We start from the raw sequence: 15383 nt of genomic DNA on the forward strand, positions 1-15383 counted from the left end.
TCTATGCCGCCGGCCTCAGCTGTCCGGCCCGAGCATGGCTTCCTGGATGATGGCCTGCGACGCGACCGCGTCCTGACGGCCGACGGCGGCTGACAGGCGGTTGTCCCCGTCCAGCCGATCGACGACGCGCAGCATGCGCTTGACGGTCGCGATGTTGACTTCGCATTCGTGGATCGGGTCGAGCCCGGTCATATCGGGAAACGTGTCGAAGTAGATGGCGCCGGCATAGCCGTCTCGACGGATCTGCCTGAGCAGCTCGATCGTTTGCAGCGTGTGCACGGCGCCGACCATCAGGCCGTCGTCGCGCTTGGCGTAGCCGTCGTTGAGATGCACGCCGAGCAGCTTGCTATGGCGCGCCACGAGTGCTGCGGCAAAGGCCGGCTGCTCGTCGGCATAGAGCACATGGGCGAAATCGAGCGTCACGCCGAGATTGGGCAGGCCGATCTCGCGGATCGCCAGCAATGTAGTCGCCGCATCTGGCATCAGGCTGTAGGAGCGCGGCTCGTTGGGTTTGTATTCAAGGCTGATTTGGCAGCCCGGATCATGCGCCGCAACTTCACGAATGCCATCGATTTCGTGTTGCCAGAGCGCTGCGTAGTCCACCTGGAAGGCATAGTCGAAGCCATCCTGCCCGAGCCACAAGGTCATCAGGCTGGCGCCCGCCTCGCGGGTGGCGTCGATGCCGGCCTTGGTCAGGTCGATGGCTTCGCGGCGAATGGCAGGATCCGGGTTGGTGAAGGCGCCGAGCTTGAAAGCCGGATTGGAATAGTAGCGCATGGCGAAACCATTGATGGAAAGCCCGATATCGCCGAGTTTGCGCGCTATTTCCGGAGGCTTTTCATCGACATGGTCGGGGAAGTTGAGGTCGAGATCGGTCAACTCCGCAACCTTCGCCGCACGTGCCGCCATTTGCAGCATGGACGGTTTGCCGACAAGATCGGGCCACTCGGACTGTGGCCGCGAGGCAAAGGAATTGAGGCGGGTGGCGAAACGATAGGCAGTCATCGGGGACCTTCCATTGTCATAACTTTACATTAGAACGATTATTTGTAAAGTTGTTAATTGCTCGCTCGGCGACGACGAATTCGCCATACCCAGGCCAGTTGCGACCACGGGGGACAAGCAAGCGCGGCACTGTCACGCAAGTATCATGTTCGCGTCCTAGATCGCTTCTCCGAAGGCTTTCGCGGCATCCTCGATGCCACGCGGCGCTTTTTCAGATCCCGGCAGCTTTGTCTCAAAAGAGGATATCCATGAAAAACCTGCTCCGAACCGCGTCCCTCGCCGTCGCGCTGGCGATGTTCACCGCCTTGACCCCGGCCTTGGCAGAAAACGCCGCGACCGTCGGCGGCGTCGGCTTCGTCAACAAGGGCCTGGTCGGTGTCGGCCGCATCCCGGCCAGCCAGAAGGACAAGTTCGGCGAGACGTTTGGCTCCGGCTCGGGCATGTCGATCGACGCTGCCGGCTGGACACATGGCGCCGATGGCTATAAGGGCTCGTTATGGCTGTTGCCGGACCGCGGCTACAATGTCGTCGGTACCACCGATTACCGCCCGCGCCTCAACACGATCGCCCTCGAGTTCGCGCCGATCGCGCCGGGTGCAGTGCCGGCCACCGGCCAGGAACAATCGGGCCTCAAGGCGACGCTTGCCGACACCATGCTTTTGACCGACGACAAGGGCGCCGACGCAACCGGCCTCGATCCGCTCAACGGCGTGCGTGCCGCGACCGACGACATGCCGATCCTGCCCGAAGCCAACGGCAAGCTCGCGCTCGATAACGAAGCGATCGCACGGCTGCCCGACGGCACGATGTTCATCTCGGACGAATACGGTCCGAACATCTACCGCTTCTCCGCCGATGGGCGTCTGATGTCGGCAACGCAGCCGCCGGCGGCGCTTGTCCCGATGCGTCACGGGACGCCAAACTTTGCTTCCAACAATCCGGGACTTGGCGCGGCAGACCCGGATCCGAAGGATCCCGAAACCGGCCGTCAGAACAACCAGGGCCTCGAAGGCATGGCGCTGACGCCGGACGGGAAGTTCCTGATTGCCGTGCTGCAGTCGGCCCCAAGGCAGGATGGCGGCGATTCCGCCTCGACGCGTCAGAACACGCGCGCGCTGGTCTACGATGCCTCGGATCCCGGCCAGCTCAAGCTCGCGCATGAATATGTCGTGCCGCTGCCGGTGTTCACCGATGCCAAGGGCAAAACCAAGATCGCCGCGCAGAGCGAAATCGTGGCGCTGTCGGACAAGACCTTCCTGATGCTGGCGCGCGACAGCGGCAATGGCCAGGGGCTGAAGGGCGACACCTCGCTCCACCGCGAGATCAGCGTCGTCGATCTGTCTGCGGCAACCGATGTCGCCGGCACAGAATTCGACAAGGACAAGCCGCTGGCGCCCAAGGGTGAGCTCGATCCATCGGTGACGCCGGCCAAGCTGACGCCGCTCATTGACATCAACGACAAGACCGAGCTCGGCCGCTTCGGGCTGCACAATGGCGCGCCCAACGACCGCAACAACCTTTCGGAGAAGTGGGAGGCGATGTCGGTGGTGAGCGTCCTCGATCCGACACTGCCCGACGACTATTTCCTGTTCGTCGCCAATGACAATGACTTCCTCACGCAGGACGGCTTCCAGGTAGGCGCGGCCTACAAGGCCGAGGATGGCGCCGATGTCGACACCATGTTCCTGGTCTATCAGGTCACGCTCCCAGGCCTCGCCAAGAAGTAGCGGCACCCATACAGGCGGACGCGCGGAACGCGTCCGCCTGAGCTGGCGCGATTGAGCGGTCGTGCCCTTCAGTTGCGGCTCGCCCGCGCAAGGACGGTGTCCTGGTGCGTTGCAAAACCTGCGACTGACGATCCAGTCGAAGGCACTTACCTCAACATCTCCGCGTCCTTTGGCACGCCGGCATCGATCGGCTCGGCCGTCCTGTTCGACACGGCGGCGATCTTCCCGGCGGCCGACAGGTTCGGGCGCACGAAGACCGGCGCGACGCCGTCGACGCGGCTGTAGAGGTCGATTATGTCCTGATTCATGAAGCGCACACAGCCGGAGGAAGCGTTCTTCCCAATGGAATCCCACTCCGGCGTGCCGTGCAGCCTATACATCGTGTCCTTGCCGTCACGGAAGAGATACAGCGCGCGGGCACCAAGCGGGCTCTGCGGGCCGGGCGGCATGCCGTCCTTGTATTTCGCCAGTTCCGGCCGGCGTTGGATCATTTCCGGCGGCGGCGTCCAGACCGGCCACTTCTTCCTCGCCTGTACCACGGCGCTGCCGGTCCATCCGAAACCGGCCTTGCCGAGGCTGACGCCATAGCGAATTGCCTTGCCGCCGTCGCGCACCAGATAGAGGAAGTGCTCGGAAGTATCGACGACGATCGTGCCGGGTTTTTCTCCAGTCGGGTCGGCCACGATTTGACGCACGAATTTCGGATCGACCTTGGCTACCGGGATTGCCGGCAGTTGATAGCCCTCGTCCATGCGCGCGGCATACATGCTTGCGGCATCGCCGAAAGCCGGATCGCTTGGTGCCGCGGGCACCGGCGCCGCCACGTCCGTCGTAGTGCACGACGAAAGAGCCACGGAGGCCGCGCCCAGAGCGGATGCACCAAGAAAGGCGCGCCGGTTCAGGCGCTCAAAAAACAACGGAATATCGGACATGAGCCCCCCGGCCTACCCATGAGATCCAGGAAAATGCGGCCCCACGCGTGCGGGATCAATATACGATTCCGGAAGGTTGAGAAATGCTTAGATCAAGGCACGCCAGGCGGAATTTACAGCGCCGCATCGACCTCTCCCGTTAAATCGGCAATCATTGCGGACTCAGACAAGCCTTCGCCGAGTTGCCTGCCATGGACGACAACATGCCCCCGCGCCGGCAGACCGGCGACCTCACCAGTGGGCCTATCCCGCGCACCCTGTTGCTGTTTGCCCTGCCGGTGCTCGGCTCCAATGTGCTGCAGTCGCTCAACGGCTCGATAAATGCCGTGTGGGTCGGCCGTTTCCTCGGTGAAGCGGCGCTGACCGCCACGTCCAATGCCAACCTCGTGCTGTTTCTCATCCTCGGCACCGTCTTCGGCATCGGCATGGCGGCGACCATCCTGGTCGCACAATCCGTCGGCGCTCGTGACCTGCCCGAAGCCCGGCGCATCGTCGGAACCAGCGCCACCTTCTTCTTCCTCGTCTCGGTGGTGTTCGCGGTCTGCGGCTGGATCTGGGTCGATGCGATCCTCGATGCGCTCGGCACGCCGGCCGACGCGTTGCCGCTGGCGCGCTCCTATCTGCGCATCATCTTCCTCGCCGTGCCGATGATGAACCTGCTGTCCTTCGTCATGACGGTGCTGCGCGGCGCCGGCGATTCGCGCACGCCTTTCCTTTTTATGGCGCTGGCCGTCATGCTCGACGTCGTTTTGAACCCGTTGCTCATCCTCGGCATCGGCCCGTTCCCCGAACTCGGCATCGCCGGCTCGGCCACCTCGACGCTGATCGGCCAGACGGTAAGCGTGGTTGCCATCCTGATCGTGCTTTATGCGCGCAAGCACCCGCTGCGGCTGGCCGGCGCTAATCTCGCTCTGCTGCGGCCGGACCCGGCGCTGCTGCGCATCGTCGTCTTCAAGGGCGTGCCGATGGGCCTGCAGATGATCGTCGTTTCGGCCGCGGCGCTGACGGTGATGGGCATGGTCAACTCGTACGGCTCGCAGGTCGCGGCTGCCTACGGCATAGCCGCACAGCTCTGGACCTATATCCAGATGCCGGCGCTCGCCATCGGCGCCGCGGTGTCGTCCATGGCGGCGCAAAATGTCGGCGCCAGGCGCTGGGACCGGATTGGACGCATCGCCACCTCCGGCGTCGGCTTCAACCTTGTGCTCACCGGGATGCTCGTCGCGCTGCTGTTCGTATTCGATCGCGCGGTGCTCAGCCTCTTCCTTGGCAGCGACAGTGCAGCAATCGACATCGCCACTCACATTAACAAGATCGCGTCGTGGTCCTTCATCCTGTTCGGCATCACCATCGTGCTCTTCGCCACCGTGCGTGCCACCGGCGCGGTGATGCCGCCGCTGATCATCCTGGTGATCTCGGTGCTGCTGGTGCGCACCAGCTTCGCCTATTTCTTCCGAAGCGTGATCGGCGAGGAAGCTCTGTGGTGGAGCTTTCCGGCTGGCTCTGTAACCTCGCTCGTGCTGGCCGCGGCCTATTATCGCTTCGGCCGCTGGCGCAGCCTGCACATGATCGAGAGCCGGCCGGCTGCCGGCGAACCGCCGGATACCGGCCTCGGCGTACCGCGCCAGCGCGCGCACCTTTCGCCCGAGACACCGAACGGCTGAAAGGTCGGCTCAGCGCGCGTATTTCGCGCCAAACCCGAGAGCGACCAGGGAAAAGACGACAATCATGCCGGCAAAGGCCAGGCTTGCCGCGGTCGCACCTGCCACCGTCGACAGAACGCCGATGCCGATGACCGGCAGCGCGTTGCCGCAAAAACAGCAGATGAAGAAGGCCGAGACGACTTCGGCGCGCCGGTCCGCCGGCGCGATCTCGTTCACCACTTGCAAGCCGCCGCGATAGCCGAGCGCTGCCGCCACGCCGCACAAGGCGGTGCCGGCAATCATTATGGTCATCGAGGCGAAGACCTGCGCCGCAACAATCAGCGCGACGGTTGGGATCATCAGCGCAAGCGCCGCGAACATCGCGGCTCGGCTCGAAAGACGTGCCGTCGCTACAATGGTGGCGGCCGTCACGATCGCCAATTCAAAGAACAGAGCGCCGGCTTCGGCATGGTTGGTTACCTGCAGTTGCTGCGCCAAAATGCTCGGTGCGAGTGCTGCATAAAAGCCGACCAGCGCCATTGCGCCAAAGCCGGTCACCGCCGGCGCAACGAAATTTGCGCGGATGGCATCGGGCACGGAAAGGCGCGGCCGCATCGAAACGTCAGCCAGTTTCCCCGGCCGCGAAACGGTTTCCCGCGTGCGCCAGACCAGCAGGGTTACAGTCGCGAGCATCGCCAGGTAGACGACGAATGTCAGCCTGAGCGGCCAAGGCGCGTATTCGGCGAGCAACCCGGCTCCCAGCGCACCGAGGCCGAGGCCGAGAAAATTGGTGCTGGTGGCAATCGTCGCCGCCTGTGACTTGTCGTCGGTCGGGAGCAATTCGGCGAGCCAGGCGGTGCCGGTGCCCGCGCCGACGCCGATTCCCAGTCCGCTCAGAATTCGGGCGATGTCGAGCCATGCGACATTTTCGGCGAACAGGAAAACCACCGCGCTGACCACGGCCACCGCCATCCCGGCCAATGCCATTGGACGGCGCCCGATGACATCGGACACACGCCCCAACATCAGAAGCGCTGCCAGATTGCCGATGACATAGACGGCGTAGACCAGCGTCAAAGTGATCTGCGAGAAGCCGAAGAGCTGCTTGTAGATGATGTAAAGCGGCGTCAGCGCCGTGCTGCCGGCGAAAAGAGCCGCAATCATGGCGGCCACGGCGGCCGCTGCAGCGCGGCCGCCGAGTTCGTGATCGCGCGTCATGACTTGAGCGTGAGCTGTCATTTTTTCGACCTTTTGCTGTTCGGAATCTGACATCCTAACGCCTTTTTCGCGTCAGCCGTTCCCCCTCCCCGGCTTGCTCCTGACAAGTTTGGCAGCTTTGCCGATGGCGCTGAGCGAGATCCTCTTTTAACTTCAGCGGATTGTCAGGGGAGATTCATGGGCAAGGGACGAGTCGAGGCATTCACCGATGGCGTGGTCGCCATCATCATCACCATCATGGTGCTGGAATTGAAGGTGCCGCATGGCGAGGATTTTTCCGCGCTGGCACCACTCTGGCCGATCTTCCTCAGCTATGTGCTGTCCTTCATCAATGTCGGCATCTACTGGAACAATTTGCACAACATGTTCCATACCGTGCAGCGGGTCGACGGCCGCGTGCTGTGGGCGAACCTCAACCTGCTGTTCTGGCTATCGCTGATGCCGGCGACGACAGCCTTCATGGGTGAGAACCATTTCGCGCCGGTGCCGGTTGCCGTCTATGGCGTCGACCTGGCGCTCTGCGCCATCGGCTTTAACATCCTCACCATGGCCCTGCATCGACTGCACGGCAATGAGACTCTCTTCGCCAGGGCGTTGGGCAATGACCTCAAGGGAAAGATCTCGCTGGTCCTCTATCTTTCCGCCATCGCGCTGACCTTCGTCAATCACTGGATCGGTGTCTCGATCTATGTCCTGGTGGCGATGATCTGGTTCGTGCCGGACAGGCGCTTCGAGCGGCTGATCGAGAAATAGGCCCCTTCTAGCCTCGCATTGCTTTCAGCTTTTCCGCTACCGAAGCGGCAAGGTCGGCGTAGCGCTCCTCCAGCCGCTCGGCCGCCTTGATCACTGAAAAATCATGGCCGAATTTTTCCAGCGCCATGCGCAGCTTTTCAACGAATTCCGCCTGTTTTTCGAGCGCCGAAAACAGCGTCATAACTTGCGCTTCGCTGATGTCGGGATTGGCGAGCATTTGTGGCACCTCGCGGCTCATCTGGTCGCCGGTGGCGGTCTGTTCTTTCAGGATCTCGATCCAGTCGGTCAATCGTCAGTCTCCTTTTTCGATATCAGCATGCGCAGCGCCCGCCGACGCGGTCAACCCGAAGAAGCCGCACCGGCTTGCGCGAGCCTCTTTCCGCGCTAAGTTCGCCACGGCCAGAACAGGAGAAAATCATGACCACCGACGCCGAGATCCAGACCGCCCTGCCCGCACTTGCCTCCGGTAATGTCGCCGTCATCACCGGCGCGGCCAGCGGCATCGGCCTCGCCGCGGCCAAACGGCTGGCGGCGATGGGCATGAAGATCGTGCTGGCCGATATCGGCGGCGCACGCCTCGATGAGGCCCGACGCGCCGTCGCCGCCATCGCCGGCGACAGCGCCGTACTTGCCGTCGCCACCGATGTCTCGAAGGCCGACGAGCTCGACCGCCTCGCCGAAAGGACATCCGGCACTTTCGGCGACGTGTCGCTGCTGATGAACAATGCCGGCGTCGGCAACAACCCCGGCAAGCCGTGGGAGAACCGTGACGCCTGGAAGCGACTGCTGGACATCAATTTCTGGGGTGTCGTGCATGGCGTAGAGGCGTTCGCGCCACGCATGCTGGCGGCGGGAAAGCCGGGCCTGATCGTCAACACCGGCTCCAAGCAAGGCATTACCACGCCGCCCGGCAACCTCGCCTACAACGTCTCCAAGGCTGGCGTGAAGACCTATACCGAGGGCCTTGCACACGCGCTGCGCAACGAGCCGCGCGCCAGTGTCGCGGCGCATCTGCTTATCCCCGGGTTCACTTTTACCGGCCTGACCGAAGGTGCGACCGAAAAGCCGGCCGGCGCCTGGACCGGCGAGCGGGTCATCGACTTCATGCTGGCCTCGCTGCTGCGTGGCGATTTCTACATCCTGTGCCCCGATAACGAGGCGACCCGGTCCATGGACGAAAAGCGCATGGCCTGGGCGATTGGCGACCTCATCGAGAACCGCCCTGCCCTGTCGCGCTGGCACCCGGACTACAAGGATGCTTTCGCGGCATTCATGACACGCAGCGCATGATCCCGAACCGAAGATCACCGTAGCAACGAATCGGATCCGATCTTCGCAGGTATGCGCCAGACCTTTATATCACGCCGCCGCATGCTTCTTCGTGTTCCGCTTCTTCGCCATGGCTTTCTCGGCTGCCAACTCGGCAAGCTTCTGATCATGCCGCTTCGCTGCCTGTTCGCATTTCTTGCGGATCTCTTCGACTTCGGTCTCAGTCAGGTGTTCGATACCGATGAAGGTGTTCTGGGCTGTGCTGACCCGGATCAATTCGTCGAGCTTCGCCTGGATCGCAGCGCCATCGCGGTTCTGGGTGTTCTGGATGAGAAACACCATCAGGAAGGTGACGACCGTCGTGCCGGTGTTGATGACGAGCTGCCAGGTGTCCGAAAAGCCGAACATCGGCCCGCTTGCCGCCCAGACGACGATGATCAGGAAACAGACGGCAAACGTCGGCGGCAGGCCGGCAAAATGGGCGACGTTGTTGGCGATCCTGGTGAAAAGCTTCTCAATCATTCAAACTCCCTCAACAGCCGGGCGACGAACCCGGACGGAAGCCGAGTTCATTGTGTCTGCAGAAACAGTTGGCAGCCGCTCCTGGTTCCCTCGTGGCGGAAGGTCGCGGGTACATTGTTGGAGGAGCAGATCGCGCAGGCCGTCGGACCGCTTGCAGATACGCCCGAACTCAGGCGGCGCCGTTTTCCCAGCGGTCGAGGAAAGCCTCGATGGGCAAGGCCTGCATGTCGGGGACTGCCCTGGCCAGTTTCTCGAGCGGCCAGTCCCACCAGGCAAGACGTTCGATCCGGGCCGCAGTTCCCGCGCTGAAGCGCTGCCGCAATGGCCTGGCCGGAACGCCGGCGACGATTGCATAGGCCGGCAGGTCTCGCGTCACCACCGCATTGGCACCGACGATCGCGCCGTTGCCGATCACTATGCCAGGCATGATCACGGCGCCATGGCCGATCCAGACATCATGGCCGATGCTGACGGCTCTCGCCCGCCGCCGGTCGCGGAATGCCTGATCGACACCCAGCCAGCGGAAGTACTCGTTGGGCCGATAGCTGATTTTGTGCTGCGTCAGCCGCTCGACCGGATGCTCCAGCGCATTGATGCGGCTGTTGGCGGCGATCGAGCAGAATTTGCCGATCGTCGTATAGATCGCCTCGGCGTGGCGCTCGAAGTAGGAGAAGTCGCCAACCATGACTTCACGTAAGATGACGCGCTCGCCGATCGACGCATAGCGTCCAAGCTTGCACGCCTTCAGCTCCGCCGTCGGGTGGATGCGCGGCTCGGGATCTTTCAGGACAAGGTGTTCGGGACGGTCCATGCGGGCGCTTTACGCCCGCGCGCAAAGTCTCGCAAGCCGAGTGCAGCGCCGCGCATCCGCTTGGACGCGCCAAGGACCCCGTAGCACCTTCAGTCTCTATTTCGGCTTGCCGCTGGTCCACACTACGTTCTGGCCGTAGAGCGGCACGGTGGTGACCGACATTTTTGCCGAGCCATCCTGCACCTGGCGCGAATGCGACAGGTAGATCAGCGTCTCGTTGGCCTTGTCGTAGATGCGGTTCACCACCTGCTTTTTCCAGATCAGGCTGATGCCTTGCTTGAACACCTCCTCGCCGGCCTCGCTCATGTCGATGTCGCCAATGGTGATCGGCCCGGTCTGGCGGCAGGAGATCGAGGAATCGGACGGGTCCTCGAACCAGTTGCCTTTCTGCAGGCGGTCGATCATGCCACGGTCGAAATAGGAGACGTGGCAGGTCACGCCCTCGACCTTCGGATCCTTGATCGCCTCGACGATGATATCATTGCCTAGCCAATCGACGCCGACCTTGCCGACTTCCTCGGCGGCGGCCGCGCCGGCGCCAATGACCAGGCATGCGGCTAACGCGCCGCCAATCAGTTTTCGCAAAGAGGCCTCCTGCGGTTCGAATTTTGCCGACCTCAGGTGGGACGAACGGCAGCGCTTTGCAAGCAGATCGCCTCCCACAGGATTGCCGGTTGCGGCAACGCGACATCTTTGCGTCGGCGCGACCGAACCGCTAAGAGTGTTCGCCAAGCCAGGGCCTTCACGGCGCCAACCCGGCGCCCGATGGAAATAACGACGGACTTCACTGATGATGCGTTCAATTCTGGTCGGTATTCTCGTCCTGATGGCCGCTGGCATCGGCTGGCTCACCTTCGACTGGTACCGCGGACATTATGGCGGCGAGCCGTTCGGAGCACCGTTCACGCTGGTCGACCAGAAGGGCGCGCCGGTCACCGAAGCCGCGTTTCGCGGCCACCCCAGCGTCGTCTTCTTCGGCTTCACGCATTGTCCGGAAGTCTGCCCGACCACGCTTTTCGAGTTGGCCGGCTGGCTGAAGACGATGGGCGACGACGGCAAGAACCTGCGTGCCTATTTCGTTACGGTCGACCCGGAGCGCGATACGCCGGAAATCATGAACACCTATGTCAGCAATTTCTCCGATCGCATCCTCGGCATATCAGGCGATCCGGATAAGGTCCACGCCATGGCCAAGTCCTTCGGCATCTACTGGAAGAAAGTCGACACGAACGACGGCGACTACACGATGGACCACACCGCTTCGGTGCTGCTGCTCAATGCCAAGGGCGATTTCGCCGGCACTATTGCCTATGGCGAAAGCCCGGACGCCGCCATCGCCAAGCTCAAACGGCTGGCGGCGGAAGGTTGACACATCCGGTAATGACGCAGACGCGTTTGTATTTCACCGCGGGCAAGATCGAGGCTGATCGCATCTTCGCGGCGCTCGGTGCGGCGTTCGACGATGAGGGCCTGCCGATTGCGGTGCTCGAGGTCGACGAGGACCGCGACATCCACGAAGTATCGCTCTATGCCGGCGACGACGTCGATGCGGTCGAGGCGCGGCTCAGGGATGTACTTGCCGGACTGTCGCTGTCGAAGCCTATAGCGCGCGAAACGCTGCCCGACATCGACTGGGTGGCGCGCTCGCTGGAGGGATTGAAGCCGGTGCGGGCCGGGCGCTTCTTCGTCCATGGCGCGCATGACCGCAGGAAGCGCCACAGCGGCGAAATCGCCATAGAGATCGAGGCCGGCCTTGCTTTCGGCACCGGCCATCACGGCACCACCGCCGGCTGCCTCGAAATGCTGGAGCAGGTCGTACGGCGCGAGCATCCGCGCAACGCGCTCGACCTTGGCACCGGCAGCGCGGTGCTCGCGATCGCAGTGGCCAGGCTCGCGCATATACCGGTGCTGGCGACCGACATCGACCCGGTCGCCGTCAAGGTGGCCGCCGCCAATGCGCGGCTGAACCACGTCAAGGGGCTCGTCGAAACAGTGACGGCGCCCGGATTCCACCACCCGATCTTTGCCGCGCGCGCGCCCTTCGACTTGATCGTCGCCAACATATTGGCGCGGCCGCTGATGCGCCTGGCGCCGCAAATGGCGGAGCATATCGCGCTCGGTGGCTCGATTGTTTTGTCGGGCATCCTCGAGCGCCAGCGCGATGCGGTAATCGCGGCCTATGTCGGCCAGAAATTCCGGCACGTCCGCACCTTGCACCGCGAGGGCTGGGTGACGATTCACCTCAAGCGCTGAGGCGCGACGCCTTCAACGCAAGCCGGAATCCGCTCGGACTTAGCGCGAGTTCGCCGCTTTCTTCAGCTGTTCGCGATCGTAGCCGTGAGCTTTCAGCGTTTCGTCGTCAAAGCCAAGCAGAACGCCGCTTACATACCGGCTCGCTTCGCGCTGGCGAGCTTCGATCAGCGCTTTCACAGCGTTTTTGAAAAATCCGCGTCTAGGTGAAATCGTGGACATGACGGTCTCCTTTGCAGGGCAACAGGACTTTTCCTCCACATTAAGAAGGTAAGCTCCGCTGACGCTTTTTGAAATCGTCGATTCTGCATGGCGTCCATGCGCAAAGAGACACGCAGCAACCGGGAATGATCGGTCCGAAAATCGATTCCGATTTTCGAAGTCATGCGCTACGGTCGCGCCAGCATTCGAGGAGAGCCGACATGTTCCAGACCTTCGATTCCGCCGGCGATCCGGCCGTTGGCAAGCCGCGCGTGGCAATGCTGCGCCAATGGTTGGCGGCGAACGGGCTGGATGGCTTCATCGTGCCCCGTGCCGACGAGCACCAGGGCGAATATGTCGCCGACCGCTCGGCACGGCTGAAATGGCTGACCGGCTTCAGCGGCTCGGCCGGCGTCGCCATTGTGCTTGGCGAGCGCGCCGTCATGTTTGTCGACGGGCGCTACACGCTGCAGGTGCGCCAGGAGGTCGACCTCGACATCTTTTCGATCGAGAGCCTTGTCGACAACCCGCCGGCCAACTGGATCAAGGATAATCTCGGCAAGGGCGTGCGGTTGGGCTTCGATCCGTGGCTCCATACGATCAGTGACGTCAAGGCGCTGAAGGCCTCGGCCGAGAAGTCCGGCGCGACTTTGGAGCCGCTCGAACAAAATCCAATCGACGCCATCTGGCAGGACCAGCCCGGGCCGCCACTGGCGCCGGTCGAGATCCACCCGATCGGCTTTGCCGGCGAACTGGCCAAGGACAAGCTGGTGCGGCTGGCAGCGGCCATCGAGAAGGACGGCGCCACCCATGCCGTGCTGACCGACCCCTCCTCCATTGCCTGGGCGTTCGACATCCGTGGCGGCGACGTACCGCACACACCGCTGGCGCTCGGCTTTGCCGTGCTCGCCGCCGACGGCTCGCATCTGCTTTTCATGGATCAGCGCAAGTTTTCGCGCACCGTCGCGGCCTACCTGACGCAGCTCGCCGAATTGCACGACCCAGGTGAATTCGAAACGGCAATCGTCACCCGGGCCAAGGGCGGCGCAAAAATCGCGCTGGACCCGGTTCTAGCGGCGGACAAGCTCAGGATGCTGGTCGAGGATAATGGCGGCACCGTCATTGCCGTGCCCGATCCGGCCCGCATTCCACGCGCAACAAAGAACAAAGCTGAGATCACCGGCGCACGCGCCGCACATCGCCGCGACGGCGCCGCGGTCGCCAAGCTGCTGTGCTGGCTCGACCGCCAGAAGCCCGGCACGCTCGACGAAATCGCCGTTGTCACCAGGCTTGAGGAGACGCGCCGTCAGACCGGCGAAGAAACGCAGATGCCGCTGCGCGACGTATCGTTCGATACCATCTCCGGCGCTGGTCCTAACGGCGCCATCATGCACTACCGCGTCTCCCGCGCCACCAATCGCAAGCTGGGGGATGGCGAGCTGTTCCTGCTCGATTCCGGCGGGCAGTACCAGGACGGCACCACCGACATCACCCGCACGGTTCCGATTGGCGCGCCAACCGAGGAGATGCGCGAGCGCTTCACGCTGGTGCTGAAAGGCATGATCGGCATCTCCATGCTGCGCTTCCCCCAGGGCACGCGCGGCTCCGAAATCGATGCAGTGGCGCGCCTGGCGCTATGGAGACACGGCTGCGATTTCGCCCATGGCACCGGGCACGGTGTCGGCTCCTATCTTGCCGTGCACGAGGGCCCGCAGCGTATCGCCAAGACCGGCACCGAAAAGCTGCTGGCCGGCATGATCGTCTCCAACGAGCCCGGCTATTACAAGGAAGGTTCCTACGGCATCCGCATCGAGAACTTGATTCTGGTGACACCGGCCGAGGCAATCGAGGGCGGCGACATCGCCATGCACGGCTTCGAGACTCTGACGCTGGCGCCGATCGACAAGCGGCTGGTCCGATCGGACCTTTTAACCCGCGACGAGTTGCATTGGCTTGACGAATACCATGCGCGCGTACTGGCCGAGATCGGACCGATGCTCGACGGCGAAACGCTGGCCTGGCTGGAAAAGGCAACCGCGCCGCTGCCGCACGACTTCAAGCAATAGCCGCGGCGGCAACGCCGGTTGACAGGCTTTGCTCCGCAAGCAGTGCCTGCAAAGCGGTGACGTTGGGAGAACCGGCTCCCTTGCGCCAGAACAACACCGTGACGGCATTGTCTTCGTCAGCGGGCAGTTCGTGCAGCTTTAGCCAGCGGCTTTCCGGAAAACCCGAAAGCACGCTTTTCGGCATCAGCGCTATGCCCATGCCAGCCACCACGCAACCAAGGATGGCATGGTATGAACCAAGCTCGATGGTTTTCTCGGCCATGAACCCTCTACGCGCGTACCATTGTTCCAGCCGCTTGCGGTGCGGGCAGCCGTGCTCGAAGGCTATCATGGTTTTGGGCATGTCCAGGTGGTCTTCGACCGAAACGCGCGATGCCGCCGAGACAATGACCAGCTGTTCGTGGAATGCCGGCAGCTTTTCGAACGGAACGTCAGCGATCGGCTCGGCGGCGAAGGCTGCATCGAGTTCGCCGGCAAGCATGGCGGTCGCGAGAACCTGCGGATTGCCGGTGCGCAACTGGATTTCCACTTCGGGATGCCGTGCATGGTATTCGGCGAGCAGACTTGGAAGCCGTGCCGCGGCGGTGCTCTCCATGGCACCTAGGCGAAGAGTGCCGCGCGGGCGTGGATCGAGCATCGCCGTTCGCGCCTCCTCCGCAAGCGCCAGCAGCCGATCCGCATAGCCGACCAATCTGTGACCGGCCGGCGATACGTGCAGGCGCTTGCCCTCCCGGATAAACAGCTGCACGCCGAGATCCTCCTCGAGCTGCCGGATGCGTGTGGTCACGTTCGACTGCACGCGAAACAGTTTTTCCGCCGCCCTGGTGATTCCGCCCTCGCGCACCACCGTGCGGAAGATGCGCAGATCGGCCAAATCCATACATCTCTCCTGGAGAACATAACGATCTTAATTATTCATTTTAACTGATTATGCCTTTCCCGTAAATCGCCGGTGTAGCTGCCGATCAACACGGCAAACCAGGGGA

General features: G+C 62.9%; 16 protein-coding genes. 7 read left to right on the forward strand and 9 right to left on the reverse strand.

The features are described from left to right. Positions 1 to 15 precede the first annotated feature (15 nt). On the reverse strand, positions 16 to 1005 hold the full coding sequence (locus NKH41_RS10135) for a TIM barrel protein (RefSeq protein ID WP_352614301.1): 990 nt from the start codon (positions 1003 to 1005) through the stop codon (positions 16 to 18). 248 nt (positions 1006 to 1253) lie between these two features. Here NKH41_RS10135 and NKH41_RS10140 point away from each other — a divergent pair, with 248 nt between their 5' ends. After that, on the forward strand, positions 1254 to 2732 hold the full coding sequence (locus NKH41_RS10140; protein WP_352614300.1) for an esterase-like activity of phytase family protein: 1479 nt from the start codon (positions 1254 to 1256) through the stop codon (positions 2730 to 2732). 146 nt (positions 2733 to 2878) lie between these two features. On the opposite strand, the gene NKH41_RS10145 is transcribed toward NKH41_RS10140, so the two are convergent. Beyond that, positions 2879 to 3664, reverse strand: a complete 786-nt coding sequence (locus tag NKH41_RS10145; RefSeq protein WP_352501044.1) for a L,D-transpeptidase — start codon at positions 3662 to 3664, stop codon at positions 2879 to 2881. 191 nt (positions 3665 to 3855) lie between these two features. Between NKH41_RS10145 and NKH41_RS10150 the strand changes: the two genes are divergently transcribed. Then, entirely contained in the window at positions 3856 to 5328 is a 1473-nt protein-coding gene (locus NKH41_RS10150; protein WP_352767769.1) for an MATE family efflux transporter, read from the forward strand. A 9-nt stretch (positions 5329 to 5337) separates the two neighbouring features. Here the strand turns inward: NKH41_RS10150 and NKH41_RS10155 are convergent, their stop codons facing one another. Next, entirely contained in the window at positions 5338 to 6546 is a 1209-nt protein-coding gene (locus NKH41_RS10155) for an MFS transporter (RefSeq protein WP_352778734.1), read from the reverse strand. A 156-nt stretch (positions 6547 to 6702) separates the two neighbouring features. On the opposite strand from NKH41_RS10155, the gene NKH41_RS10160 reads away from it, so the two are divergent. Next, a complete protein-coding gene (locus tag NKH41_RS10160) occupies positions 6703 to 7278 on the forward strand; it encodes a TMEM175 family protein (RefSeq protein WP_023676740.1) in 576 nt (191 codons plus the stop codon). A 7-nt stretch (positions 7279 to 7285) separates the two neighbouring features. Here NKH41_RS10160 and NKH41_RS10165 read toward each other — a convergent pair whose 3' ends face one another. After that, the gene (locus NKH41_RS10165) at positions 7286 to 7567 is read right to left on the reverse strand and encodes a hypothetical protein (RefSeq protein WP_023676741.1); all 282 of its coding nucleotides are present in this window, start codon (positions 7565 to 7567) and stop codon (positions 7286 to 7288) included. A 128-nt stretch (positions 7568 to 7695) separates the two neighbouring features. Here NKH41_RS10165 and NKH41_RS10170 point away from each other — a divergent pair, with 128 nt between their 5' ends. Beyond that, positions 7696 to 8568, forward strand: a complete 873-nt coding sequence (locus NKH41_RS10170; RefSeq protein ID WP_352767765.1) for an SDR family NAD(P)-dependent oxidoreductase — start codon at positions 7696 to 7698, stop codon at positions 8566 to 8568. A 69-nt stretch (positions 8569 to 8637) separates the two neighbouring features. On the opposite strand, the gene NKH41_RS10175 is transcribed toward NKH41_RS10170, so the two are convergent. From NKH41_RS10175 to NKH41_RS10185, 3 genes are all read right to left on the reverse strand, one after another. Then, entirely contained in the window at positions 8638 to 9069 is a 432-nt protein-coding gene (locus NKH41_RS10175) for a low affinity iron permease family protein (protein WP_031211766.1), read from the reverse strand. A gap of 169 nt (positions 9070 to 9238) precedes the next feature. Continuing rightward, positions 9239 to 9880, reverse strand: coding sequence for a DapH/DapD/GlmU-related protein (locus NKH41_RS10180; protein WP_352767764.1), 642 nt, complete (start codon positions 9878 to 9880; stop codon positions 9239 to 9241). A gap of 96 nt (positions 9881 to 9976) precedes the next feature. Continuing rightward, positions 9977 to 10465 (reverse strand): CreA family protein, encoded by a 489-nt coding sequence (locus NKH41_RS10185; protein ID WP_254818969.1) that lies wholly within the window; start codon positions 10463 to 10465, stop codon positions 9977 to 9979. Between the two features lie 205 nt (positions 10466 to 10670). Between NKH41_RS10185 and NKH41_RS10190 the strand changes: the two genes are divergently transcribed. After that, positions 10671 to 11249: an SCO family protein gene (locus NKH41_RS10190; protein ID WP_352450110.1), complete on the forward strand. Its 579-nt coding sequence runs from the start codon at positions 10671 to 10673 to the stop codon at positions 11247 to 11249. 11 nt (positions 11250 to 11260) lie between these two features. Then, complete coding sequence (locus NKH41_RS10195) at positions 11261 to 12133, forward strand: 50S ribosomal protein L11 methyltransferase (RefSeq protein WP_352767762.1); 873 nt, start codon at positions 11261 to 11263, stop codon at positions 12131 to 12133. Between the two features lie 39 nt (positions 12134 to 12172). On the opposite strand, the gene NKH41_RS10200 is transcribed toward NKH41_RS10195, so the two are convergent. Next, complete coding sequence (locus NKH41_RS10200) at positions 12173 to 12352, reverse strand: hypothetical protein (RefSeq protein ID WP_352450114.1); 180 nt, start codon at positions 12350 to 12352, stop codon at positions 12173 to 12175. A gap of 200 nt (positions 12353 to 12552) precedes the next feature. On the opposite strand from NKH41_RS10200, the gene NKH41_RS10205 reads away from it, so the two are divergent. Next, positions 12553 to 14397: an aminopeptidase P family protein gene (locus tag NKH41_RS10205; RefSeq protein ID WP_352767760.1), complete on the forward strand. Its 1845-nt coding sequence runs from the start codon at positions 12553 to 12555 to the stop codon at positions 14395 to 14397. On the opposite strand, the gene NKH41_RS10210 is transcribed toward NKH41_RS10205, so the two are convergent. Next, positions 14387 to 15277, reverse strand: coding sequence for a LysR family transcriptional regulator (locus NKH41_RS10210; RefSeq protein WP_352767758.1), 891 nt, complete (start codon positions 15275 to 15277; stop codon positions 14387 to 14389). The two genes, NKH41_RS10205 and NKH41_RS10210, sit on opposite strands and share 11 nt — an antisense overlap. Between the last annotated feature and the right edge of the window lie 106 nt (positions 15278 to 15383).

This window comes from Mesorhizobium sp. M1169 (genome assembly GCF_040318345.1).
Classification (GTDB): Bacteria; Pseudomonadota; Alphaproteobacteria; order Rhizobiales; family Rhizobiaceae; genus Mesorhizobium.

Excerpts from the sequence above, each read along its gene's own strand:
- NKH41_RS10135 (WP_352614301.1), bottom strand. The coding sequence starts at position 1,005 with ATGACTGCCTATCGTTTCGCCACCCGCCTCAATTCCTTTGCCTCGCGG.
- NKH41_RS10140 (WP_352614300.1), top strand. The coding sequence starts at position 1,254 with ATGAAAAACCTGCTCCGAACCGCGTCCCTCGCCGTCGCGCTGGCGATG.
- NKH41_RS10145 (WP_352501044.1), bottom strand. The coding sequence starts at position 3,664 with ATGTCCGATATTCCGTTGTTTTTTGAGCGCCTGAACCGGCGCGCCTTT.
- NKH41_RS10150 (WP_352767769.1), top strand. The coding sequence starts at position 3,856 with ATGGACGACAACATGCCCCCGCGCCGGCAGACCGGCGACCTCACCAGT.
- NKH41_RS10155 (WP_352778734.1), bottom strand. The coding sequence starts at position 6,546 with ATGACAGCTCACGCTCAAGTCATGACGCGCGATCACGAACTCGGCGGC.
- NKH41_RS10160 (WP_023676740.1), top strand. The coding sequence starts at position 6,703 with ATGGGCAAGGGACGAGTCGAGGCATTCACCGATGGCGTGGTCGCCATC.
- NKH41_RS10170 (WP_352767765.1), top strand. The coding sequence starts at position 7,696 with ATGACCACCGACGCCGAGATCCAGACCGCCCTGCCCGCACTTGCCTCC.
- NKH41_RS10175 (WP_031211766.1), bottom strand. The coding sequence starts at position 9,069 with ATGATTGAGAAGCTTTTCACCAGGATCGCCAACAACGTCGCCCATTTT.
- NKH41_RS10180 (WP_352767764.1), bottom strand. The coding sequence starts at position 9,880 with ATGGACCGTCCCGAACACCTTGTCCTGAAAGATCCCGAGCCGCGCATC.
- NKH41_RS10190 (WP_352450110.1), top strand. The coding sequence starts at position 10,671 with ATGATGCGTTCAATTCTGGTCGGTATTCTCGTCCTGATGGCCGCTGGC.
- NKH41_RS10195 (WP_352767762.1), top strand. The coding sequence starts at position 11,261 with ATGACGCAGACGCGTTTGTATTTCACCGCGGGCAAGATCGAGGCTGAT.
- NKH41_RS10200 (WP_352450114.1), bottom strand. The coding sequence starts at position 12,352 with ATGTCCACGATTTCACCTAGACGCGGATTTTTCAAAAACGCTGTGAAA.
- NKH41_RS10205 (WP_352767760.1), top strand. The coding sequence starts at position 12,553 with ATGTTCCAGACCTTCGATTCCGCCGGCGATCCGGCCGTTGGCAAGCCG.
- NKH41_RS10210 (WP_352767758.1), bottom strand. The coding sequence starts at position 15,277 with ATGGATTTGGCCGATCTGCGCATCTTCCGCACGGTGGTGCGCGAGGGC.